The following is a 23,398-nucleotide window of genomic DNA, read 5'->3' as shown; positions in this document are numbered from 1 at the left end:
TTTGTGATCTTGGTGATAATCTTAGTGCCCTTTGTGGTTAAATAATTATGATTGCAACTATTGATAACTTTAAAGTCGACCTATCAAAACCCATTGATATTTCGATTCCATTAACGAATACAGATGAGAATCCAATTGCTTGGTATATTGATAAACCAGTAATTGAACCTGTAGTTTTTGGGGACTGGATAGGGAAAGTTTCGGAAGGGAAATCTTCGACAAACTTTAATAATATTTTCTTTAATCCACATGGGCACGGAACTCATACTGAATGTCTAGGGCATATTACACGGGAATTTTATAGCATTAATCAATCGTTGAAACAGTTTTTCTTTTTGGCTGAATTGATTTCGGTTGTTCCGGAACTGCAAGGAGAAGATTTGGTAATCACGTTAGAAAGCATCTCAACTGCGCTCGATGTGACACTGAAATTAGGTCTTCCAAGAGAAGCGCTAATCATTAGAACACTTCCTAATTTTAAAATAAAAAAATCTTTGAAATATTCGAATACCAATCCGCCATATCTTTCTGAAGAAGCTGCGCGTTTCATTCGCGAAAGCGGGATTAAACATTTATTGATTGATTTGCCAAGTGTAGATAAAGAAAAAGATGATGGAAAATTATTGGCGCACAAGGCTTTTTGGAATGTTACCGATGTCAACAATCTGAATGCTGATGCACGATTAGACTGTACGATTACCGAAATGATTTTTGTGTCGGATGAAGTGAAAGACGGCACTTATTTGCTGAATTTACAAATCGCATCTTTTGAGAATGACGCGAGTCCGAGTAAGCCTGTTTTGTATGCTATTTTAAATGAGGAATCAAAATAATTTTAAAAAATGAATTTAGAAACGTACTACGAATATTGCTTGTCTAAGAAAGGGGTGACGGAACATTTTCCTTTTGATGAAGATACTTTAGTTTTTAAAGTAGGCGGAAAAATGTTTGCGCTATCGTCTTTAAGTCAGTGGGAGAAAGGGCAACCGTCAGTCAATTTAAAATGTGATCCGGAGCGTGCCGAGGAATTACGAGCGGAATACGATGACATTCAACCTGGTTTTCACATGAGTAAAACCCATTGGAATACAATTGCTGTAAATGAATCCGTTTCAGACAATTTAATTAGAGAGCTGATTGATCATTCTTATGAGTTGGTTTTCATAAGTTTGACCAAAAAAATTCAAAATAATGTAGTGTCAGAATAGTTTTCAAAAAAAACAGACATTTTGTTTATTGCTGAGTTCAACTTATAAGTTTAACAAATTTATTTTTTAGATTTAGTATCTAAAACAATAAAAACCATTCGTCGATACTTTTTTTGCAACTGTCGACACTTAATTTAACTCCAACGAAAATACCTTGTCATTCTGTATTTTAAATTTATTTTTGATTTTTGATAAATACACTGTAAATAAAATGATAAAATCATTAAACATTCTTTTAATAGAAGATGATGCTATTGAGGTGATGAAGTTCAATAGGGTTGTTAAAACTCTTAATTTGAATCACAAAATTATAGAAGCTAATAATGGTGAAGAAGCCCTTGAAATTCTTAGAGTTAAAGAGGTTATACCTGATATTATTTTGCTGGACTTAAATATGCCTAAGCTTAATGGTTTGGAGTTTTTGAGAATTCTTAAAAATGACGATACATTAAAATTCATACCTTCTATTATGTTAACAACTTCTAGCAATCATAAAGATTTATTAGAGTGTTATAAAATAGGGATTGCAGGTTATTTATTGAAACCTTTAAAATACGACGATTACATGGAGCGTATTAAAAAACTACTTGATTATTGGAGCATAAACGAACTAATTTCACAATAAAACTCACATTATGTACGGAATTGTAAATAAGGCTATTCAAGATTTAGTAATTACAAACTTTGGAGAACAAAAATGGGAAGACATTAGAGAACGAAGTGGTATAGAAGAAGATTTCTTTATCAGTAGCGAAGCGTATGATGATGACATTACTTATAAGTTAGCAGGAGCAGTTTCCGAAGAAATGAAAATGAGCGTGAGCGATGTGTTAGTAGCTTTTGGTGAGTGGTGGGTAATGAAAACTACAAAAGAAAAATATGGAGGTTTAATGGAATCTGGAGGCTCTACTTTAAAAGAGTTTTTAGTAAACTTACCTTTATTTCATAATCGAGTAATGCTTATTTATCCAAAACTTACACCGCCAGAATTTAAAGTTAGTGAAGTGTCAGAAAAAAGTCTTAATTTACATTACTTTTCTAAAAGAGAGGGATTGCAAGATTTTGTACGTGGTTTAATTAAAGGATTGGGAAAAATGTTCAACACTCCTGTAGAAATCGAATTGTTACAAACGCGCGATGATGGAGATTCACACGAAATTTTTAAAGTAAGTTGGTAAAAGATGAGCAATTTTCAATTCAATTTTAATGTAGATGAATTTAATACAATTTTTCCTTTTTACATTTTAATTGATGAGGAATTAAAAATAAAAAGTATAGGAAAATCACTAGCTAAACTGCTGCCTAAAGAATTTACGGGTAGCAGTTTTGTTGATTTATTTGAATTTCAAAGACCTCACTTTGATACATTAAACATTCAAAATATCAGCCAAACCTTCAATCAATTGGTGATTTTTAATTCAAAAATTGACACTTCTATTTCTTTAAGAGGTCAAATCAATTCATTTCATGATGATTATCTTTTTGTAGGGACACCTTGGTTTAGTTCTATTCAAGATGTAGTAGATAAAAAACTTATACTCAATGATTTTGCATTTCATGATCCGTTATTAGATTTATTACATGTTTTAAAAAACCAAGAAATACATAACGAAGAACTAAAAGAACTACTACATACCCTAAATAATCAGAGAAAACTACTGAAAAAAGATAAAGAAGAACTTAATAAACTTTCTTTAGTAGCAAGTGCTAATAATAACGGAGTAGTTTTTACAGATCCTGATGGAGTAATATATTGGTGTAATGATGCTTATGTAAATTTAACGGGTTATTCTAAAGAAGAAATATACGGTAAAACACCTGTTGAAATAGGAAGATTGCCTGAGTCAAGTGTAGATGAAATCAAGAGAATGGTTGCTGCATTTGGAAAAAACGAACCATTTGATGTTGAAATTTTACATAAAACAAAATCTGGAAGAAAGTTTTGGTCACGCACAAAAGGTCAACCCATAAAAGATGCAAACGGCATTACTAATCAGTATTTTGCCATGATTGATGATATTTCAAACGAAAAACTAAAGGAAGAACGATTACAAATTCTATCTTCAATTGCTGATGTTAACATTAATGCTGTAATTATATCTGATAAGTATGGTAAAATAGAATGGGTAAATAATAGTTTTGAAAAGATTACAGGATTTAAAATAGATGAAGTAGTTGGTAAATCACCAGGTTCCTTTTTACAAGGCGAAGAATCAAACCCAGATACAGTCAAGTATTTAAGAGATCAGATAAAAGCCGGTGAATCTTTTAATTGTGAAATATTAAATTACTCAAAATCCGGAGAAAAGTATTGGATTCGCATTCAAGGTCAGCCCATAAAAGATAAGAATGGCGAAATATTAAAGTACTTTGCCATTGAAGAGGATATAAGTTTAGAAAAAAATTACTACGAAAGAATAAAGTCCGAAAAAGAAAAATACAGCAACATTATTGCTAACATGAATATGGGATTGCTGGAAGTTGACAATGAAGATGTTATAGTTTTAGCGAATCAATCTTTCTGTGACATGAGTGGTTATACTTTACTGGACTTAGTAGGATCAAAAGCGTCTAATTTGCTGTCAAATATAAGCGACAAAAAAGTAATTCAGACTAAAAATGAAATGCGAAGTTCAGGCCTTTCAGATTCTTATGAGGTTACTGCTAAAACTAAAGATGGTCAAACAAAATTTTGGTTGATAAGTGGCGCGCCAAATTTTAATGTTCAAGGCGAGATTGTTGGTTCCATAGGTGTTCACCTCGATATTACGCAACAAAAATCCCTTGAATTACAAAAAGAACAATTACTTGTTCGACTTGAAAAACAAAACGAACAATTAAATGAATATGCACAAATTGTTTCACACGATTTAAAATCGCCCTTGCGAAGTATTCACTCTTTAATTTCATGGATTAAAGAAGATAATATTGGGGAATTTAGTGCGCAATCTGTTGAATACCTTAAAATGATTCAAAACAAAGTTGAAAAAATGGATCATTTAATTCATGGTATTTTAACCTATTCTAAAATCGATACTATTGAACTTACAAATGAGAACATTGATTTAAATGAAATTATAAATAACATAATAAACATCATTCATATACCAGACAATATTGCGGTAACTATACTTTCTAAACTGCCAACAATTATTGCAGATAAATATAGAATTCAACAATTATTTCAAAATTTAATTGGAAATGCAGTAACCTACATCGACAAGCCAAATGGTTTAGTAGAGGTCGATTTTATTGAAGAAAAAAACTATTTCATATTTTCCATAAAAGATAATGGGCCGGGAATTGCAAAAGAAAATCAAGAAAAAATATTTAAAATTTTCCAATCGTTTACAAAACACGATAAATCTACAGGAATAGGATTGTCTATAGTAAAAAGAATTATTACAAATTACAATGGAGATATTTGGATAGAAAGTGAACTTAATGTGGGAACTACGTTTTTTGTTAAATTACCTAAAAAAGTAAAATGAGAATAGTACAAGCATTTAAAAAAGAAAATCAAAGCTGGAAATATACAAAGTCCAAAGTCCAATTAGTCAATCCGTTGGTTTTGGTTTTTGGAAACAGAATGTTGTTAGAAAACGAAAAATTTATAAAGGAAGTTAGAGCTGAATTTCCTTATGAGCATATAGTTTTTGGCTCAACATCTGGAGAGATTGTAGATTCTATGGTTCTAGATGAGTCTATAGTTGTAACAGCAATCGAATTTGAAAAATCATCTTTTAAAGTAAAAACAGCTAATATTTTAGATTTTAATAAAAACGCACAATTATTGGGTGAAAGCCTTTATAATACTATGGCAAAAGATGGATTAAAACATTTATTTGTTATTTCAGAAGGAACTTTTGTAAATGGTAGTTCTTTAATTAAAGGTATTGAAAGAGGTATACACGATAAAACATTAATATCTGGAGGACTTTGTGGTGACGATGCAAAATTTGAAAAAACTCTTGCTTCATACAAAGAAAATCCAAAGCAAGGTGAGGTTGTTTTAATAGGTTTTTATGGAGAAAGTTTAGAAATATCGGTTGCGAGTTTTGGTGGTTGGATTACTTTTGGTCCAGAAAGGTTAATTACAAAATCTAATGCAAATGTTTTGTATGAAATAGATGGATTACCAGCACTTGAGTTGTATAAAAAATATTTAGGCGAAAAAGCAAATCAACTTCCTCAAGCATCACTTTTATATCCTTTAAATGTTACCGAACATGATAAAGAGCATGCAGTTGTTAGAACCATTTTAGGTATTAATGAAGAAGAAAACTCAATGACTCTTGCAGGTGATGTTCCAGTAAATTCAAAAGTACAACTCATGATGACTTCAGTTGATGGATTGTCTCAAGGCGCATTCAATGCTGCAAAATTAGCAAATGCAAATCGTATAAAAAAACCAGAATTAGCTTTGCTTGTAAGTTGTGTAGGAAGAAAATTAGTCATGAATCAGCGAGTAGAAGAAGAAATTGAAGAAGTTAAAAATGTTATTGGTAATGAAGTAACAATAACCGGCTTTTACTCTTATGGAGAATTAGCACCTTATTCAGGAAAATCTAGTTGTGAGTTACACAATCAAACTATGACTTTAACATTAATAAGCGAATAATGAATTCACTCATAAAAAGGCAAATTAATAAATTTCTAAAACCAGAACAACTTAAAGATATTAAAGATTTTCTTGTTGCTGTAAACGATTCTTACAACAATTTTGATGATCAACTCGCTATGTCACAAAGAGCTATGAGAATTAGTTCGGACGAACTTTTTGAAGCAAATCAAAAACTACGTGAAGAAGCCCAAGATTTAAAAGAAATTAATAAAAACTTAGAAGATGTTTTAAATTCAATGAATTTAGACGTTTCAAAAGTGGCAACTGAAACTAATTTTAATACATCAGATTTTGTAAAAAAACAAGCTTTAGAAATAATTACCATCAATAAACAGCGAGAACAATTATTGAAAAGTTTAGAAGAGCAAAACAGAGAATTAAACGAATATGCTCATGTTGTTTCACACGATTTAAAAGCACCGTTACGTAATATTTACACTTTAGTAAACTGGGTTATCGAAGATAATAAAGATCAAATGGGTGACCATTGTTTAACTTCTCTAAACTCTGTTTTGTATAATGTTGAAAAAATGGATGTTTTAATTAAAGGAATTTTAGAATATTCAACGATTGACAAAATAGAATCAGAAGATAGATTAATCGACTTTAATGTTTTATGTGATGAAACGGTAAGGACATTATTTGTGCCTAATACGATGACCATTAAAATTCAAGAAAATTTACCAAAAGTATTTGGGAATACTTCGCGTTTTAAGCAAGTGTTTCAAAATTTAATTCAAAATGCCATAAACTATTCTGATAAAGATAATGGAATAATTGAAGTAGGATATGAAGATAAAAATGACCACCATTTATTTTATATAAAAGATAATGGTATCGGGATTAATCCTAAGTATTTTGAACGAATTTTTAAAGTGTTTACTAAACTAGAAAGCAACAATCAATCATCGGGTATTGGATTGTCTATAGTTAAGAAAATTGTACACTATTACAAAGGAGAAATTTGGGTGGAAAGTCAAGAAAATATGGGTTCAACTTTTTATTTTACATTACCAAAGTAACATTTTCAAAAATACTAATTATGAGTCATTCTAATCAAATGGATAAGGATCAAATTATAAATCAACAATTGCGATTGCAACAATTATTAATTAGCATATCTACAGAATATATCAATGCAGATTTACATGATATTGATGGATTGATTAATAATTCTTTGCAAAAAATGGGTGAATTTGTTGAGGCAGACAGAAGCTATATTTTTTCTTATAATTTAATAGATAATACTTCAAGCAACACTCATGAATGGTGTGCTTCAGGAATTGAGCCTGAAATACAAAATTTACAAAATATCCCAACAGAATACATTCCTCAATGGCTAGAGGCACATAGAAAAAATGAAGCTTTTTACATTCAAGATGTAAATAAGTTGCCAGATGATGGTGAATTTGGGCTAAAAGCAATTCTAGAACCTCAAGGAATTCAAAGTTTAATAGCAATCCCAATGATTAAAGCCGGAGAACTTATTGGTTTTGTTGGTTTTGACTCGGTGAAAAAATTGTTTAATTACTCAGAAAACGAAAAAAATATTCTTTTTGTTTTTGCTAACATGCTTGTAAATGTTAGGCAACGTAAAGAACACGAAGAGCGAATAAAAGAACAAGAAGACAAAAAAGAAATATTATTACAAAATCTAGAAAAGCAAAACAAAGAATTGAGCGACTATGCTCATGCGGTTTCTCACGATTTAAAAGCTCCATTACGAAACATAAACGCACTAATTAACTGGATAAAAGAAGATAATCTAGACAAATTTGATGATCAAACATTGGGGTCATTTGATTTGATGTTGCAAAATCTAGAAAAAATGGATCATCTTATTATTGCCATTTTAGATTACTCTTCCATTGATAAAAGAGACACTGTTTCAACAAATTTTAATTTAAATGATGTTGTAAACGATTGTTTAAAAAAGATAGAAATCCCTACAAATTTTAAAATCATTGTTTCAGATGCATTACCCAATGTACATGGGAACAAACAACGTATGACGCAAGTTTTTCAAAATCTAGTTCAAAATGCTATCGATTATAATGAAAGTGATTCTCCATTAATTGAAATTGATTGTACTGAAAACGAAGAGTTTTACACAATTAAAATTAAAGATAACGGAATAGGAATAAAAAAAGAATATACCGACAAAATTTTTGACTCGTTTATGAAACTACACAATAACTTTAATTCGGCTGGTTTAGGATTGTCTATAGCAAAACGAATTATTGAATCTAAAGGAGGGAAAATTTGGGTCGAAAGCGAGGTGAATAGTGGTTCAACATTTTATTTTACAATACCAAAAAACTAATGGAACAGCCTAATTCAGAATACATCAATCAGCTCTCTGGCGATAATGAAGAATTCAAAACAAGAATAATTACAATTTTAAAAAGAGAGTTGCCAGAAGAAATAGAATTGTATCAAAATTATATTAGTAATAAAAATTTCAAACTTGCTGCAGAAAGTGTGCACAAACTGAAACATAAAATTTCTATTCTTGGTCTTGAAAAAAGTTATTATATTGCAGAAGAATATGAAGATAATTTAAAAGAAAATTCTACTAATTTGCAATCTGATTTTGAAGCTATTTTAAAACGAATGCAAGATTTTGTAGCTACTTTGTAAACCTTTTTTTGCATATGAACTGCATTGTTATTGACGATGAAGAAATGGCAAGAGCAATAATTGCTCAAATGATTTCTAATCACAAAGAATTAAAAATGGCTCAAGAATTTTCTAATGCCATGCAAGCCATAAAATATCTAAATCAAAATGAAGTTGATTTGATATTTTTAGACATTCACATGCCTGAATTTACCGGTTTCGATTTTATTCAAACTATAAAAAATCCGCCAAAAATTATTTTGGTAACATCTGATAAAAACTTTGCAATTGAAGCTTTTGAATACGAATGTATTGTAGATTACTTAGTGAAACCAATTACAGAAGAACGTTTTCAAAAGGCAATAATAAAAGCAAATGCGTCACAATTTTCTCCTTCGTCTATAAAAGAAGTTAAAGCGGTTACAGAAGATAATGCTAACGAATTTTATATCAATATCGATAGAAGACTAATAAAAATTGAATTTAATTCGGTATCTGTAGTTGAAGCTAAAGGCGATTATATTCATATTAAAACCGATACCAAAAATTACGTTGTGCATTCTACTTTAAAGAAAATAGAAGATAAATTACCTAAAGATTTATTTCTAAAAGTGCATCGTTCGTTCATTATTAATACCAAAAAAATTATTGATATTGAGGACAATAGCGTCTTAATTGCTAAAGATGTTATTCCGGTAAGTCGTGCCAATCGTCCTGAATTGATGAAACGATTGAATTTATTATAAGCTATTCGACCATACAAAAACGTATTTCAACTATAGTAAATGTTGGCTAATCTAATATTTCAATAATTCTTTACTTAGTTAATTATCTTTGATTCATAATAAAAAACTACAATTATGAACAAGAAATACTTTTTAGTTTCTTTGCTTTTTTTGATGTTATCTTATCACTTAGGTTTCTCACAAGGTAAAACTACAGTGGGAAAAGCTGCAGGAACTTGGATAGCATTGATGAAGGGCGATAAGTTTGATCCAAATGACGATCAACAGTCAGTAGCTGATACTGATTTTGTAGGGAATGCAAGTAACGCTATGGTTGAAACCCAAAAAGCAACAATAAACTTTATTGACGGGATAACAGACGAAACTTACTTTTTTAGAGTAAGAATGGGACAAAGTAATGCATCTACTTCGTTTTATTTAGGCTTGGACGTTTCCGGGGATTTGATTGCGGATATTTTTATTGAAGCAAATATGAAAAGCCAAACACCTTACGTTTCTTTTCATAAACGAGATCAAACTAAAACAGGAATTTCTCCTTCACAAACTGCCTGGTTAAACGGTACAAGAAATAATGAACTCATCTTGGACACTCGCAATGCTGATATTTCGACTTATAGTGCCGGAACAGATATTGACGGTGGAAATAGTGGAATAGACAGTTGGATAGAATTTGGATTTACAGAAGAAAGTTTGAAAGCTTATGTTTTGAATAACTTTGGTTTAACAATTACGGGAAATTCAACAATTGCTTTGTACGGTTTTACCTCAACAAGTCAAACTTCTAATGGCGATGTTGCAGGGGTAAATGATAAAGAACCAGGAGTATTAGACAAGACTTGGGTACAGTTAGGGATTGTTATCAACGGGACATTAGATAATATAGCTGCAGGAGAAATTTTGACACCTACTGTAAATACATTAACAACCACGGATACCACTCCAACTATTTCGGGTACATGGGGAGGGAGCATGTTAGGAGATGACAGCTTAACAGTTACTGTAAATGGAATCATTTATACCAGCGAAATTTATATTAATAATACAAATTGGAGTCTTACCGTTTTATATCCAGAACTACTTCCTGGAACTTATGATGTTGTTGCTACAACCAAAAGAGCTTCAATGAATATAACTAGTAACGATACATCAACGGCTGAAATAGTTATCATGCCTACAGATGAAAATGCTGTAACAACGGTTTCCTCTGCAAATGATGGTGGACTAGAAAGTAATGGAGATTTAGCTACACTTATTGCTAAAAGAAATTTCAAAAGAAGTAAAACAAATAGTTATGCCAATAAAAAAGAATCTCAAAAAAAGTACATTTCCAATTCTATTCTCTCCAAAACAAGTAGTTTTAGTATTGATTTTTCTGCTATAATCCCAAATACAGGAATGTTAGGTACTGAAACTACTTTTGTTTCTAGTCCAACAGACTTAATTGGAATTACAAATGCGAAACAAGTATATTCCATAGATTATTACCAAGGCGACAAGCGAGTGGGAGCAGTTTTAGCTACTGATACTAAAAATTCGGTTTACAGTCATTCTAAAGCCATTTGTGATCGATTGAATGATTCTTCGTTAGAGAATATAGTTACGATTAATTTGAACGGGGATGAAATCATTTTAGTTGAATTAAAAAGAGCCAATGGATTAATTGAATATGCTTTGAATTTTTCAGTACAACAATTGGAAACTGAAAATAAGCTTCACAGCTATTGGAATATAGAACAATATCCTTCAGGTGATTATCTTAATTTTCAGGTTTGGGGATCTTCAACAGCTCAGATTTGTAGTATTGCAAAAACAATTATTTCTAAAATCAGACAACAAAAAACATTAATTTCTGAAAAAGTAGATAATAGAATCCCTAATGTCTTTGTTAAAAAAGGCAGTTATAAAGATGGGCAGTTAAATTTGACAATAATTAATAAATCAAATGCTTACGCTTTATCTTTTCAAGGAAATAAAAAAGCAACTGAAGTAGCAACAGCAGAGCTAGTTTCTCAAAATATAGGACTAACGGCAGCATACGAACAAAATGTTGTTTTACCCGTTGGAAATTTATTTGATATTGGTTTCTCAATAATTGGAGATACTTCTAAACAAGTCGATGCTTTATATTTAGCTGATGGTCCTTGGGGTTTAGATTATTCAGAACTCCAAACCACAATAGCAACTTTTAAAATTAACAACATTGCAACTAGTGCTAGTACCAATGATCAATACAATATTGAACGTGATGCCGCGGTAACCGGAAGCGTTTATGGAACAATGAATTTGTTTAGAAACATCCTTCCTGGAGAATTAGTATTTGATGCAAGTAATTACTTATCCCTAAATTTTGCAATCCAAAATTCATTGCCTGTTGAGGTAGTCCTAGTAACGGATAAAACTACAGATTGGAATGATAGATTACGTTTTCAGCTGAATGTAAATTCAACTGTTTCAGATATTAAAATACTTTTCGACATGTTTACGAATCCAAAAGGGCACAGATATACTAACGAAAAAATTAAGGGAGTTGTTTTCTCAGTTCAAGGGAATTACAATACGTTTCAACCATTTGAGCTTAATGTATCCAGTCTTTCCTTTAAAAACGCTAATACTTTGAGTACGAATAACTTTACGAATGGATTTATTAAGAGTTTATATTCTTATCCTAACCCATGCCAACTTTCGACTACATTAGTTATCCCTAAAATAACAGAAAGTGCAACCGTGGAAGTTGTAGATATGATGGGAAGAGTGATGATAACAAAAGAATATAAAACGATACCTTCAAATAATGAAATACAAATAGCTGTAGACAATTTAAGCAAAGGCCTTTACCTCTTTGTTGTTACAACTAAAGAAAAAGAACAATTCCAAACCAAGTTTATGATTAATTAAGAATACCACAAAGCAATGAAAAGCGATCTATTTGGGTCGCTTTTTTTATGTTTTAATGTAATCAAAAATGATGGGTTAGTTTAGCCATTTTTGAAACTGTTTGTACTGTAGGTAAGCAATTTGCAGGGTCAAATGTAATAAAGACTCTAGTGTGACTGTATTGCAATCATAGAGAGTCAATCGTGTTAGTCGAGTAAATATTTAAATGAATTCAATTAGTTACTTGAGGATAATTAGGTTGACTTTTTTACAGTCATCTACATTAAAGATATAGATAAAACAGTAGAACTCGCATACACTCTATTTAACTAATATATTTTGTGTGCTTCTAAATCTTACTTATAATTTAAGTGTAGCACATAAAAAAGAGATTGCCTTAGACAATCTCTCATTGGTTTAACTTAGTTTAGTAGGGAAGTTATTTCAATACGAAAATTGGTTTATCAAATAAATTCCATTTTAATCGTAATCCTATTTCATTAAAAGTAAAACCAGCCGCTGTGGTCGATGCAATATTACTTCGGGTTCCGTAAATATTCGCTAATAAACGATCAGAGAATTTATAACCGAATTTTGCTTGAACTCTGTATGTCCATTGTTTAGAATTATCTTCTATAAATTGAAAACCCGTTGCAACATTGGCGTTGTAAAACCAAGACTTAGCTTCGACTATTTTTTCATCTTTAAGTATTTCTAAGAACAACTCGACAGCATTAAATTTTTTCGGACTAAAATAATCAGTTGGAACTTGATTTTTAAAAGCAATATATTGGTAATTTAGTCCGCCTTTTAAAACAGGATTCGACATGAAGTTATAATAAAAAGACGTAAACAAAAGGTTTCGGGTATTATTATCTGTTTGAGATGTGTAGAAGTATTGTGTAAACCATCCAAAATTAAAATTAGTACCCATATTATAATTCAAATAGTAATTATTAGTAGCAATTTGTTTGTCAATCAAATCTGAGTTAAAATTCTGCACTTCTCTTTTATATCCAATTTCTAAATCTTGTAATTTGAAAGGTTTTGCTTTGAAATAGGTATTAATCAATAATTGATTGTAATTTATCGTATTAGAATTAGCAGAAGTTACTCCCGCATCTAACGTATAGCTAATTTTTGGATGAAATTTATAATCGAAACCCAATAAAATATCATTTGTTTTAGCACTTACATTTGAAACGGTGTTTTCTGTTTCTCTATATTGATAGGTTGTATTAATCGTTACTTTTGTTGATAAAGGAATCGAAATGAGTGTACGAGTGGACATAGCCGTGTTGTTACCATTGTCAAAAGAATAACTTAATTTTTCTTCCAGATAAGGAGTAAATTCCTCTTTGATTTTTTTAAAAAAATTCTCTGCGTCATTTTGGTTTTTAAAAATTTCTAACGTTTTTGCAACAGCTGATAGCGAATTTTTCACTTCTCCTGAAGCATAATAAGCATTTGCAATTCCTAGATTTCCATCAAAGGATTTTGAATCATTTCCTAAAATAGTGGAGTAGTAGCTGATACTTTCTTTGAAATCACTGCGATAAATGGCTAACGTTGCAGATAGTGCTAATAACCAATTTTCATTAGCATATTTAGTATTTAAATCGGTTATTTTTAGTTCTGCTAGTTTATATTTTTTATTCCAAATCAAAGCTTGTACATATCGTTCGTGGGTTTGTTTAATTAGGTTTTCATCAGTAATACTATTGATTTTTTGAACTGCCTCTTCTGAAATAGCTAAAGCTTTTTTGTCTTTTCCATCAATATGCTCAATTAAGGACAATCCATTTAAAGCAATAATTGGGTCGTTAGTGGCAATTAAATTATAGGTTTCTTTTCCACTTACAATATTTTTTGTAATAAGATATAAATTTGCCTTGTTGAGTAAGGTTTCTTTGTCTCCAGGGAAATCAATTAAAATTTCATTATAAAAAGCTTCGGCTTCAGTGTATTTTTTTTCATTAACTTTTTGATTTGCAAATCCTAGCTTTATGTATTTTCTTGAAACCAATGGGCCAGGATTACCAGGAGACAGTTCTAGTGCCTTATTAACTTGATCAAGTGCTTCTTTGAATTCTTTTAAATTAGACAAGGTATTCGCATAACCAAGATGGCCAACAAAATTATCAGGGTTTCTCTCTACAAGTCCGCTGTAAAACACTTTAGCTTTATCAAATTTTTTGTTCCAAAGTAACGATTCTGCATAATTTAGTTCAATTTCTAAATCGCCAGGATATTCACTTTTTAATGCTGTAAAAAGGTCTAATGCTTTTTCGGCTTGATTATTTAGGCCAATTGCTCTTGCATAACACAAGCGTGCCGTTTTATTATTGGGGTAATCTTTCAAAATATTTTTAAAAAACACTTCTGCTTTATCAAATTCACCCTTTTCCAGATTACTGAAACCTTTGCTCATATCTTGTGCATTTCCAATATTACAGAATATGATTAGTAGAAAAAAGATAGTTTGGTTTAATAATTTCATCCGATTGTAGTATTGATTTATATTGATGCAAGTTAGGTATAAAGCTATGATATTTCACCTACTGAAAAAGACTATTCGTCGAAGAATTATATAGTTTCATGGTTATGCAGTTGATATTTGTTCCAGATACGATATGTAAATTCAAAAAATGCAGCAATGAAAATAACATATAACGCGAGCCTTTTTGAATCATATTTTTTTGAATTTGCATAAAAAGCTTTTTTGAGTGATGCGTTATTTTACATTTTAGGAAGAGAAAAACCAGAAAGTAAAAGAATTATTTCGCTCTTGTGGTTATTACGATATTTTACTGTATTATTTTTTGTATTTTGCTTTAAACTTAACCAATGAAAATAGCATCCTATACGATTCCTTCTATTCCAACAAAATTAAGTCCTGAGCAGTTATTTATGGTTACCATACTTTTAGTAAATGGTGGTAATTATCTGTATAACTTATTGCTGGGTCGCATATTAGGGCCTGCTGCGTTTTCAGATGCTGCAATTTTAATTACATTTTTATTGATTTTGTCGTTTGTAGGAATGACTTTTCAGATTGTATCTGCAAAATATGCGGTTTTATTCAGCGAAGAAAAGCTTGTTTTATTTACAAATATGATTACAAAATATGCTCTTTTATCAGGTATAGCAATAGGTATGGCTATTGTACTTTTTTATCAGGAATTTCAAGAACTTTTTCACACAAAAACTGCTTCAATGTTTATGATCTTTGGTATTGGAATACCATTTTACTTTATGATGAGTATCAATCGCGGCTTATATCAAGGGAAGAATCTAATGAAAAAATTAGCGCTTACTTATCAAACAGAAATGGCGAGCAGACTAGTACTCACCATTTCGGCTGTTTTATTATTACCTGCCGTTCCTCCGTCCATAATTGTAGCATTTGGAATATTATTATCCTTTGTTTTTGGTTTGTTTCCCTTTCAAAAAAATATTGGACTGTCTTTAAAATTTACCAATGTGCAGGAAGGACAAGACACTTTATTAGATAAAAAAGCAATAATTACCTTTTTTTTGCTAACTGCATTTTATGAGTTCACACAAATTATAATCAATAATAGTGATATAATTTTAGTAAAACATTATTTTGATAGTGAGCAAGCGGGTTTGTATGCATCATTAGCTTTAATTGGCAGAGTAGTGTATTTTGTTGCTTGGATGTTTGTTATGTTACTGCTTCCTAAAGTGATTCAATTGAAAAAAGATGGTCAGGAAACTAAGCCTATACTAATGAAATATGTGGCCTACATCACAGTTTTATCCTCTTTTATAGTATTAGTAACGTTTGTTTTTCCTGAAACCGTTGTCCATTTAATGTTTGGGAAAGCATATCTGTCGATTGCATACTTATTATGGAAATATGCTTTAGCTACTTCTGTTTTTGCGATAGCAAATATTTTTGCGTATTATTTTTTATCTATTAACCAATACATTCCAGTTGTAGTCTCAGGATTAATTGGACTCACTCAAATCGTACTAATTGTTTTATTTCATGACTCTTTGCAACGAGTCGTAGAAATGCAGATTATTGCTATGGTAGCATTACTCTTTTTTCAATTGACGTTTTTCTTTTATCATAATAAAAAGCACGTTCGTCTAACCTAATCAACCATTCGTCGAAAACTTTAATAAATAATTTATATGAATAAAGATATTTGCAGCACAAAACAAGAAAAACCTATGAGAGTAGCTGTAGTAACATCATTTCCACCTAGTAAAGTAACTTTAAATGAGTATGGGTATCATTTAGTTAAAAATTTCGTGCAAAAGGATGAAATTGCAGAATTGATTTTGATTACTGATAAAACAAAAGAACCCAAACAATTGGACTTTGAAAACAGTAACAAAGTTTTAGTCAAAGAATGTTGGGAGTTTAACAGTTACACTTCTATTTTTACTATTTGTAAAACTATCTTAAAAGAAAAGCCAGATGCTGTTTTGTTCAATTTGCAGTTTGTAAAATTTGGAGACAAAAAAGTTCCTGCTGCTTTAGGATTATTAATACCAATGATTTTGCGATTATTGGGTTGCAATACGGTAGTGCTATTACATAATATTTTAGAACAGGTGGACCTTAAAAGCGCAGGTTTTACAGATAGTAAAATTGCCCAAAAAATTTATAATTTTATAGGAACTAGTCTGACTAGTTGTATTCTTAAAGCTGATATTGTTGCTGTTACCATTAGTAAATACGTAACGGTTTTGAATGAAAAGTACAAAACAAATAATGTGGTTTTAATCCCTCATGGAACTTTTGAAATCCCGAAAAACCCTTGTTTTGATTTGCCTGAAGGGCCAAAGAAAGTGATGGCTTTTGGGAAATTTGGAACGTATAAAAAAGTTGAAATTTTAATTGATGCTATTGAACTTATTCGCAAAAATAGTAATGAATCTATCGAAATTATCATCGCTGGAACTGATAGTCCAAATACTCCGGGATATTTACAAGGGGTCAAAGAAAAATATGCTAATGTTCCTGGGATTACTTTTACAGGTTATGTAGAAGAAAATGAAGTGGCAACTATTTTTAATAACAGTACGATGGTTGTGTTTCCATACACTTCAACTACAGGAAGCTCTGGTGTTTTACATCAGGCGGGTAGTTATGGCAAGGCTGTTGTCATGCCTGATTTAGGTGATTTAAGTATTTTGGTTAAAGAAGAAGGTTATAAAGGTGAGTTTTTTGACCCTGAGAGCAAAGAGTCTTTAGCAAATGCTATAAGTTCGATTTTAAACGATGACAACTACAGAAGGAAGTTAGCTATGAATAACTATGAAGCGGCTTGCGAACTTTCGATGGATAAAATTGTTCAAATGTATATTGGAAATTTCAAACAAGTCAATTACGACAAAGTGTTAAGATGGGCTAATGATTAATGTATAGAAAAGCAGGTTTTTTATTTCCATGTATATCTATAAATCCAAATCTTTTTTGTCTTAACTTCTGCCATGGCCATTTACCGGCGACCTGATCCGGTACTTGAGGGAAATCATATAAGGTCCACGACATAAATGCAAAGTCATTCTTTTTGAAAATGGCTTGCATTTTTTTATGGTAAGCAGCCTGTTTGGTTACACTTCCTTCCCAAAAATTCCACATACCTCCATAGGATGGCACTCCAAATTCAGAGATAACAACTGGCTTATTGGTGCTTTTCATCAAGGTATTGGTTTCGTATTCTAAATGGGTATTGTCATTATAAAAGTGGTAGGAAATAAAATCCATCTGCTTGGCGAGATGGGTAGCTTCTACAGAGTTAGACCACCCAATGGTAATCAGGTGATTGGGATCATTCTCTTTGATTACAGTTGCTATATGATCTAGCCAACTCAAAACATTTTCTTTGCCTCTGTTTTCAAAATCTAAATTAGGTTCATTCTTTAAATCCCACGCTATAATCGCTTTATGATCTTTAAAGGTGTTTACTATTTGCTCCGCATGTCGATGCGTTAAGGTCCAGCTGTCTAAGGAATAGTCACTGTAAAAATCAAATAATGTTACAATGACTTCTAATTTTTTAGATTGAGCTAGGTCGAGTAGGATTTTTAATTTTTCAAGTTTCTCAGCCAGTACTTTGGCTTTGCCAAAATCATCGTATTGAATAAAAATGCGTATGGAATTTAAATTGGCCTTTTTGATAATGTCAAAATCTCTAGCAATAGTATCTTTATTAAACAAATCGCCAAAGGTGTCCCAAGCTGAATTTTTAGGGTAATAATTAATACCTTTAATGGTAAAAGGGGTGCCATTTTTTAATATCACATTGTTTTTTATGGTATACATTGGTTTGGCACGCACTGTATCTTTAGCAAAAGCTGCTGCCTCCATTTTTTGAAAATGACGCACGCGCCAGAAGCCATCTTCTAGCAGCATCATTACTTTGTAGGTGGTCGTGTCTTGAATAGTAGTAACCAATTGTTTGTTTTGATATACTTTTTGATATTCAATCACATTTTTATCAGTAAAAACAACTAATTGCCCATCTTCACTATAAAATTCTAATTCAGGAAAATGTTTAAGTGTTGTATTTTCGATAGCAATATTTTGTGATTTGTTGTGTTTAATAGTTCGGTATAAATTTTGGCGGGTGTTAAGTGTGTAATAATCATCAATACCTTTGTAATCATTGTTTTGTAAAGCTGTATTTTTTACATACCAAGAAAACAAATAATCTCGTTCTAGTTTTCCCAACGTGTTTTTTTCCATTTTACGCGCGGGATTTTCTAATTTAGTCCAATTAACTTTGGGAAGATAAATATCCTCACTTTCGGTAGCTAGGCGTAGCATACCCCCCCTGTCTGCGCCGGTATTCAAAAAGTCCAAAATTTTTGCCATTCCAGAAACGGTAAAAATACTGATCAATATAAAGCAGGTAAAAAAAGCTGCTTTGTACAGATTGCGATTGTTAATTAGCTTCATAATTTTTAGTTTCAGTTTTTTTAGTAATCCCTAAGGTAGTGATTTCAAATTGGTAGGTTGGCTTTTTGTAAAAAGCAGCTAGTAAATTGAAGGTAGCATATCCTTTATTGGTTTCAACATTTTTTGTTTCCAGTAGTTTCCCGTTATGAAATATTTTTAGTTCTGTTTTGATTCCGTCCGGTACAATTTGTTTCATAAAACTTTTCAAAGGACCCACAGTTATTTTTCGATTTTTTTCAGAAAATTGATAGGTAAAGTTACTTAGTAGCGGTTTATAAGTTATTTGTATAAGGTTGCTCTCTGCTATTCCGGTGATATAGGCTTTTACGTTATAGGTTTCGGCATGGTCCGGGTGCAGGAGCTGTGCAATGGCAACTCCGTTGATTGTAGCTGCAAAGGTTTTAAGCAACATATTGTTTTTGGTTATAACCTGAAAAATTACAAGTGTACCATCACCCACTAAATTTCCAAATTGATCTTTGATCTTTGAAGTTTCTAGTTTTGTAATTTGATTTCCATCAGCAAATTCGTGGTTTCTAGAAAATCCTACTGTAAAATCAGTAGCAATAGATGGATTGAGCTCAGTTTCAAACTCTTTTGAACTGGTATTTTCACATTGCGTAGAGACTAACATTTTCCCAGATTTGGTTCTAGAATATATGTTTTTCCAAGCAATGAACGAGGCTGTCTTTTGTGTACTTACGGTAATATTTTCTAAAAATTGGTCTTTTATAAAAACGGTGGTGTTATCTGCTTTTGGATTGTCATAACTATCCGTAGGAATAGCAACCATCATGGTGTAATGTTCTTTTCCGGTAAGAATGGTGTTTGGTCCTAGATAGTTTTCCAGTAAGGTTGGAGTAGTATTGTTAGGCAAAACTTCAAAATTCCCGGTGTCAGTTACTTTTTCATTTTGAATCAGATACCAAGATACTTGCCCAGTCTTTAAACTGTAAATAGGAGGGATTTTAAAAGTTAATTTCCCTTCTTGATTTTTTCCTTGCAAAATAGTTTTCCCGTAGGAATGAATAATAAATAATCGAGCAGTTGCGAGTGTTGAGTTGCTCTTGAATTGTAACGCTATTGGTTTGCCTGCTATAAATTTTTTTTGAGTTGTAACCAATGAAATATTGGCTTCGAGATTATTTGTTTTGGTGGCTGCAAAGACAAATAATAAGAAGCAAATAATGGAAACTATAATTAGGCGGAGTCTCTTTATCATTTTGGATTACCAATATAATTATTTAATTCAATTTTAATGAAGCTAAATCCTTTTCCGTTTACCTTTTGTAGCAGTTCTTTTTCTGCCTTTTTATTGCGCTTTGGAACAATGGTGCGGGCTAGTGACTCATTAGGTAAGCCATTGACAAAGCAATTTTCTAAAGAAGAAATAATAATGCGACAATTTGATAAATCAAGTAATTTGTAATCAAAATACTGCTTGCGTTGCACTCTTACTCCCTCTCTTACAAAATGATGATCTACATATAATAGTTCTTTATCAGCTGTATAATAAGATATTAAGAGTTCAGGAACCGTAACTTCTTGAATGCCATAATTGAACAAAGTACCTTTTAGATGGTTGTTTTCAATAATCAGATCAGATAGAGCTACTTGATTGTAAAAGTCGGTGATGGCAACGTTTCCAGCGGATTGTATGTCAAAATTAGTGGGTGTTTCACTTATGTCTTTTGGAGTGTATTCATTAGGATTAAAGGTTGTTGGTTTTTTTACTTCTTTTTTTAACCATGAAATTTCTTCAAAATTCACTTTGAAACTAGTTGTTTCTTTGGGTAATATCTTATGCTTGATGACATTTTTAGCATTAAATGTAGCCAAGACGCGGTCGTATTTATTGTAAAGGCTGGACTTTAGAACAACGTCAGCAGGGCTGTTGTCTAGGTTTTGTATTTCGCCAATAATCATGAATTCTTTGTTGTATTGAATGAGTTTTGCCGAAAGGATTTCGAGCTCTGGTTGTTTCAAAACATCTTCGTGATAGGTAGTTTGGGTTGATATTTTTCGGCGTCCTTGTTTGAAGTACTCTGTTAAATTACTAGATACAAATTGGTCAGGAGGTATGTCTAAAGGCACGCTTTGCGGCAAAATATACCATTTCCCTGCTCTTTTAATCACCTCGTGATAGTAGTCTTTTTTGATTATTTCTAGTGGAGTAATCCATTTAGTTTTGGCTACCAGTGTACTCCTATTGGCAGAACTTTTGATGATATCTATGGTTATAGCATCGAGTTTAGCATACGAATTTAAAATCCCATCAGCAACTGAGGTTTCAAGCATGAACTGCGAAATAGATAATTTGCTATTAGGGTCAATAAAGGAATGTGCTTTTTCGTAATATTTAAAGTCTAAGGCATCATAATAAGCCTTAACAACGTTTTTTGGACTTACTTGCGTTGCGTTGTTTATATAAAAATCATAGATACCATAGCTTATTACACCTAAAAGCAGCAGGATCCATAGGTGCAAAACAGCGATAATCTTAAACGGAAACTTAGTATAGGGCACTTCAAATTTGAAGAAATCGGGTTTAGTCTCGTCTTTTAATTTTAATGCTCGAAAAAAGATGCTTTGCACATTGATTACAAAAGCAATAATGATTGTTAATATGGGTATGATACCCCACATTAGTTTGAGGTAGGTAGGAACTTCGTCTTTTGGGAGCACTTTGGGAAGTGGCGAAATGTTTAATTTTTCCCAGACCATGATACCATTCTCTAGTTGAGAAAGTCTGTGCCAACCACAAAAATAAAGTATCGGATCATAAAATTTATCATTCGAAAAAACATATTTCAGGTTGTATTTTTCAGGAACGGTCAAGAATTGTTGCAAGGAACCAATGCCTTCCATTCCTCTAAACTTCGAATTCTCTAGTCGTTCAACGGCACGTGAGGTTAATTCAGGTAGCCGGCGTGCGGAATGGTAGTTTCCATCTACTGTTTTTGCATTAGTTTGTGACGACAACGTTGCCATTTGATCGCCAAAGCCAAGTGGCAAATAGCGCCATTGATCGTGCTGATCTTGGTTTAAAAAGTTTACTAATGGTAACGTATTGATTTTTTGAGGTTGAAAAGGCCTAAAATAACCTAAGGTAATCGTGAAACCAGCAAAAAACAAAAAAGTACCTGCAAAAGCTGCACCTAGAATACGATGATACACATTGCCAAAACGATTTTGGATGGCTGTTTTTAAATCACCTTCAATTAAGCGATACACAAATTCACCAAACATGGGCAAACTCATTATAGAAGCCCAGAGTGTAAAACGGTCCAATGTTAAGATGTTAAAAGCATTTTCGCCCAAAACCTTTAGCGGAATAGGAGTGGTTCCCCCAGTTCCCAATACAATTAAAAGTGAAATGGATAATCCAAAACAAATGTATCTTTTGCTGTAATAACGATATAAAATGTAGGGCAAAATAAAAAAAAGGATACCCCAAGGGATTACAAAAAACATGAGTCCTGAGGAGGTCACTTCAAGAAAATTGTCACGACTTCCGTGTGGAATAGGAACCTGTGTTATGGGATTTGCCTTAGAGTTGACCCAATAAGGAAAAATACAAAACACAATTAAAAAGAGCGATCCCGCGCCAAAAACAATAATTCGTTTGAGTAATTCAAATAAGGTTTGCAAGAAAAGTTTAAATCTCACTTCTTTGTAGGAAGATACTTTTTCTCTTGAAACATCCATAACGACAGTGCCTATCAATGGGAAAATAAAAAACACCATCCCAAAAATTGGCGTAACATGATGAGAGCAAATGGTTAAAGCGAGTAGTGAAAAAGATTTCACAAGATTTTTGATATGTCCATTTTTTATCCAAAGATAAATTTCGGGCATGCAATGCATCAAAACAGAAACCCCAATTATGCTGGGCAGTTGACCAAAAATATGTAATGTCTCAACAAATGAAGATGAAAATACAGCAACTATCGCTGCGTAACCAGCCACCGTTCGATTACCGGTAATCATTAAAGTGTAGCGGTACACCCCAGTAATAAATAAAATAATTCCTATTATAGCAACTGTAAACAAGCCAAATTTCAACCCGCCCAGTAAGGATAATAACCCAATGGCTTGATGAACTAAGGGTGGGTAGCCCATAACGGTAAAGCCAGTATACCAGCTATAATTCCATGGTTCAAACCAACTCGTTGCATAATGATTGGCAAAAAACATATGGATTAATGCATCGTATGTGCTTTCTAGTGTAAAAAATATTGCACTAGCGTGAAAAACGACCCCAATTAACAGAGCAACTATTAAGTATTTATTTGATTTTTCCTTTGACAATTGTTTAAAAATGATTTTTTTGTAAATGTATTAATAAAACTGTTAATTTAGTGAATAAGTGTATTCTGCATTA

General features: G+C 31.8%; 17 protein-coding genes. 13 read left to right on the top strand and 4 right to left on the bottom strand.

What is annotated here, in order from left to right; all coding sequences use genetic code 11:
• Positions 1 to 47 precede the first annotated feature (47 nt).
• The 11 genes from DFR66_RS12545 to DFR66_RS12495 all read left to right on the top strand — a co-directional run bounded on the left by DFR66_RS12545 (position 48) and on the right by DFR66_RS12495 (position 12,092).
• The gene (locus tag DFR66_RS12545) at positions 48 to 833 is read left to right on the top strand and encodes a cyclase family protein (protein WP_114755182.1); all 786 of its coding nucleotides are present in this window, start codon (positions 48 to 50) and stop codon (positions 831 to 833) included.
• 9 nt (positions 834 to 842) lie between these two features.
• Entirely contained in the window at positions 843 to 1,208 is a 366-nt protein-coding gene (locus tag DFR66_RS12540) for an MmcQ/YjbR family DNA-binding protein (protein WP_114755181.1), read from the top strand.
• Between the two features lie 211 nt (positions 1,209 to 1,419).
• Positions 1,420 to 1,833 (top strand): response regulator, encoded by a 414-nt coding sequence (locus DFR66_RS12535; protein WP_114755180.1) that lies wholly within the window; start codon positions 1,420 to 1,422, stop codon positions 1,831 to 1,833.
• A 10-nt stretch (positions 1,834 to 1,843) separates the two neighbouring features.
• Entirely contained in the window at positions 1,844 to 2,386 is a 543-nt protein-coding gene (locus tag DFR66_RS12530) for a heme NO-binding domain-containing protein (protein ID WP_114755179.1), read from the top strand.
• Positions 2,387 to 2,389: 3 nt separating this feature from the next.
• Entirely contained in the window at positions 2,390 to 4,699 is a 2,310-nt protein-coding gene (locus DFR66_RS12525) for a PAS domain S-box protein (RefSeq protein ID WP_114755178.1), read from the top strand.
• Positions 4,696 to 5,829, top strand: a complete 1,134-nt coding sequence (locus DFR66_RS12520) for an FIST signal transduction protein (protein ID WP_114755177.1) — start codon at positions 4,696 to 4,698, stop codon at positions 5,827 to 5,829. Before DFR66_RS12525 ends, DFR66_RS12520 begins: the two co-directional genes overlap by 4 nt.
• Complete coding sequence (locus tag DFR66_RS12515) at positions 5,829 to 6,854, top strand: sensor histidine kinase (RefSeq protein WP_114755176.1); 1,026 nt, start codon at positions 5,829 to 5,831, stop codon at positions 6,852 to 6,854. Before DFR66_RS12520 ends, DFR66_RS12515 begins: the two co-directional genes overlap by 1 nt.
• A 20-nt stretch (positions 6,855 to 6,874) precedes the next feature.
• Positions 6,875 to 8,155 carry a GAF domain-containing sensor histidine kinase gene (locus tag DFR66_RS12510; RefSeq protein WP_242008679.1) on the top strand — a complete coding sequence of 427 codons (1,281 nt, stop codon included), beginning with the start codon at positions 6,875 to 6,877 and terminating at the stop codon, positions 8,153 to 8,155.
• Complete coding sequence (locus DFR66_RS12505; protein ID WP_114755175.1) at positions 8,155 to 8,472, top strand: Hpt domain-containing protein; 318 nt, start codon at positions 8,155 to 8,157, stop codon at positions 8,470 to 8,472. Before DFR66_RS12510 ends, DFR66_RS12505 begins: the two co-directional genes overlap by 1 nt.
• A 14-nt stretch (positions 8,473 to 8,486) precedes the next feature.
• Positions 8,487 to 9,197: a LytR/AlgR family response regulator transcription factor gene (locus DFR66_RS12500; RefSeq protein ID WP_114755174.1), complete on the top strand. Its 711-nt coding sequence runs from the start codon at positions 8,487 to 8,489 to the stop codon at positions 9,195 to 9,197.
• 114 nt (positions 9,198 to 9,311) lie between these two features.
• Positions 9,312 to 12,092, top strand: coding sequence for a T9SS type A sorting domain-containing protein (locus DFR66_RS12495; RefSeq protein WP_114755173.1), 2,781 nt, complete (start codon positions 9,312 to 9,314; stop codon positions 12,090 to 12,092).
• 418 nt (positions 12,093 to 12,510) lie between these two features.
• On the opposite strand, the gene DFR66_RS12490 is transcribed toward DFR66_RS12495, so the two are convergent.
• On the bottom strand, positions 12,511 to 14,571 hold the full coding sequence (locus tag DFR66_RS12490) for a tetratricopeptide repeat protein (protein WP_114755172.1): 2,061 nt from the start codon (positions 14,569 to 14,571) through the stop codon (positions 12,511 to 12,513).
• 347 nt (positions 14,572 to 14,918) lie between these two features.
• Between DFR66_RS12490 and DFR66_RS12485 the strand changes: the two genes are divergently transcribed.
• Entirely contained in the window at positions 14,919 to 16,199 is a 1,281-nt protein-coding gene (locus tag DFR66_RS12485; RefSeq protein ID WP_114755171.1) for an oligosaccharide flippase family protein, read from the top strand.
• A 75-nt stretch (positions 16,200 to 16,274) separates the two neighbouring features.
• On the top strand, positions 16,275 to 17,471 hold the full coding sequence (locus DFR66_RS12480) for a glycosyltransferase (protein WP_114755192.1): 1,197 nt from the start codon (positions 16,275 to 16,277) through the stop codon (positions 17,469 to 17,471).
• On the opposite strand, the gene DFR66_RS12475 is transcribed toward DFR66_RS12480, so the two are convergent.
• Genes DFR66_RS12475 through DFR66_RS12465 form a run of 3 tightly spaced genes read right to left on the bottom strand, consistent with a single transcriptional unit; the run spans position 17,461 to position 23,325 of the window.
• Positions 17,461 to 19,014 (bottom strand): glycoside hydrolase family 2 TIM barrel-domain containing protein, encoded by a 1,554-nt coding sequence (locus tag DFR66_RS12475; RefSeq protein WP_114755170.1) that lies wholly within the window; start codon positions 19,012 to 19,014, stop codon positions 17,461 to 17,463. The genes DFR66_RS12480 and DFR66_RS12475 overlap by 11 nt on opposite strands.
• The gene (locus DFR66_RS12470; protein WP_114755169.1) at positions 19,001 to 20,236 is read right to left on the bottom strand and encodes a hypothetical protein; all 1,236 of its coding nucleotides are present in this window, start codon (positions 20,234 to 20,236) and stop codon (positions 19,001 to 19,003) included. Before DFR66_RS12470 ends, DFR66_RS12475 begins: the two co-directional genes overlap by 14 nt.
• Entirely contained in the window at positions 20,233 to 23,325 is a 3,093-nt protein-coding gene (locus DFR66_RS12465; RefSeq protein WP_114755168.1) for a glycosyltransferase family protein, read from the bottom strand. The genes DFR66_RS12470 and DFR66_RS12465 overlap by 4 nt, the downstream gene beginning before the upstream one ends.
• Positions 23,326 to 23,398 lie beyond the last annotated feature (73 nt).

Origin of the sequence: Flavobacterium glaciei, from assembly GCF_003350545.1 — a bacterium.
In the GTDB taxonomy this organism is placed as follows: Bacteria; Bacteroidota; Bacteroidia; order Flavobacteriales; family Flavobacteriaceae; genus Flavobacterium; species Flavobacterium glaciei.
This window is presented reverse-complemented; position numbering and strand designations above follow the sequence as displayed.

What these genes read in the sequence shown, in the direction of transcription:
- DFR66_RS12515 (WP_114755176.1), top strand. Translation starts at nt 5,829, where the DNA reads ATGAATTCACTCATAAAAAGGCAAATTAATAAATTTCTAAAACCAGAA.
- DFR66_RS12510 (WP_242008679.1), top strand. Translation starts at nt 6,875, where the DNA reads ATGAGTCATTCTAATCAAATGGATAAGGATCAAATTATAAATCAACAA.
- DFR66_RS12540 (WP_114755181.1), top strand. Translation starts at nt 843, where the DNA reads ATGAATTTAGAAACGTACTACGAATATTGCTTGTCTAAGAAAGGGGTG.
- DFR66_RS12505 (WP_114755175.1), top strand. Translation starts at nt 8,155, where the DNA reads ATGGAACAGCCTAATTCAGAATACATCAATCAGCTCTCTGGCGATAAT.
- DFR66_RS12495 (WP_114755173.1), top strand. Translation starts at nt 9,312, where the DNA reads ATGAACAAGAAATACTTTTTAGTTTCTTTGCTTTTTTTGATGTTATCT.
- DFR66_RS12535 (WP_114755180.1), top strand. Translation starts at nt 1,420, where the DNA reads ATGATAAAATCATTAAACATTCTTTTAATAGAAGATGATGCTATTGAG.
- DFR66_RS12530 (WP_114755179.1), top strand. Translation starts at nt 1,844, where the DNA reads ATGTACGGAATTGTAAATAAGGCTATTCAAGATTTAGTAATTACAAAC.
- DFR66_RS12520 (WP_114755177.1), top strand. Translation starts at nt 4,696, where the DNA reads ATGAGAATAGTACAAGCATTTAAAAAAGAAAATCAAAGCTGGAAATAT.
- DFR66_RS12525 (WP_114755178.1), top strand. Translation starts at nt 2,390, where the DNA reads ATGAGCAATTTTCAATTCAATTTTAATGTAGATGAATTTAATACAATT.
- DFR66_RS12480 (WP_114755192.1), top strand. Translation starts at nt 16,275, where the DNA reads ATGAGAGTAGCTGTAGTAACATCATTTCCACCTAGTAAAGTAACTTTA.
- DFR66_RS12470 (WP_114755169.1), bottom strand. Translation starts at nt 20,236, where the DNA reads ATGATAAAGAGACTCCGCCTAATTATAGTTTCCATTATTTGCTTCTTA.
- DFR66_RS12475 (WP_114755170.1), bottom strand. Translation starts at nt 19,014, where the DNA reads ATGAAGCTAATTAACAATCGCAATCTGTACAAAGCAGCTTTTTTTACC.
- DFR66_RS12490 (WP_114755172.1), bottom strand. Translation starts at nt 14,571, where the DNA reads ATGAAATTATTAAACCAAACTATCTTTTTTCTACTAATCATATTCTGT.
- DFR66_RS12545 (WP_114755182.1), top strand. Translation starts at nt 48, where the DNA reads ATGATTGCAACTATTGATAACTTTAAAGTCGACCTATCAAAACCCATT.
- DFR66_RS12500 (WP_114755174.1), top strand. Translation starts at nt 8,487, where the DNA reads ATGAACTGCATTGTTATTGACGATGAAGAAATGGCAAGAGCAATAATT.
- DFR66_RS12485 (WP_114755171.1), top strand. Translation starts at nt 14,919, where the DNA reads ATGAAAATAGCATCCTATACGATTCCTTCTATTCCAACAAAATTAAGT.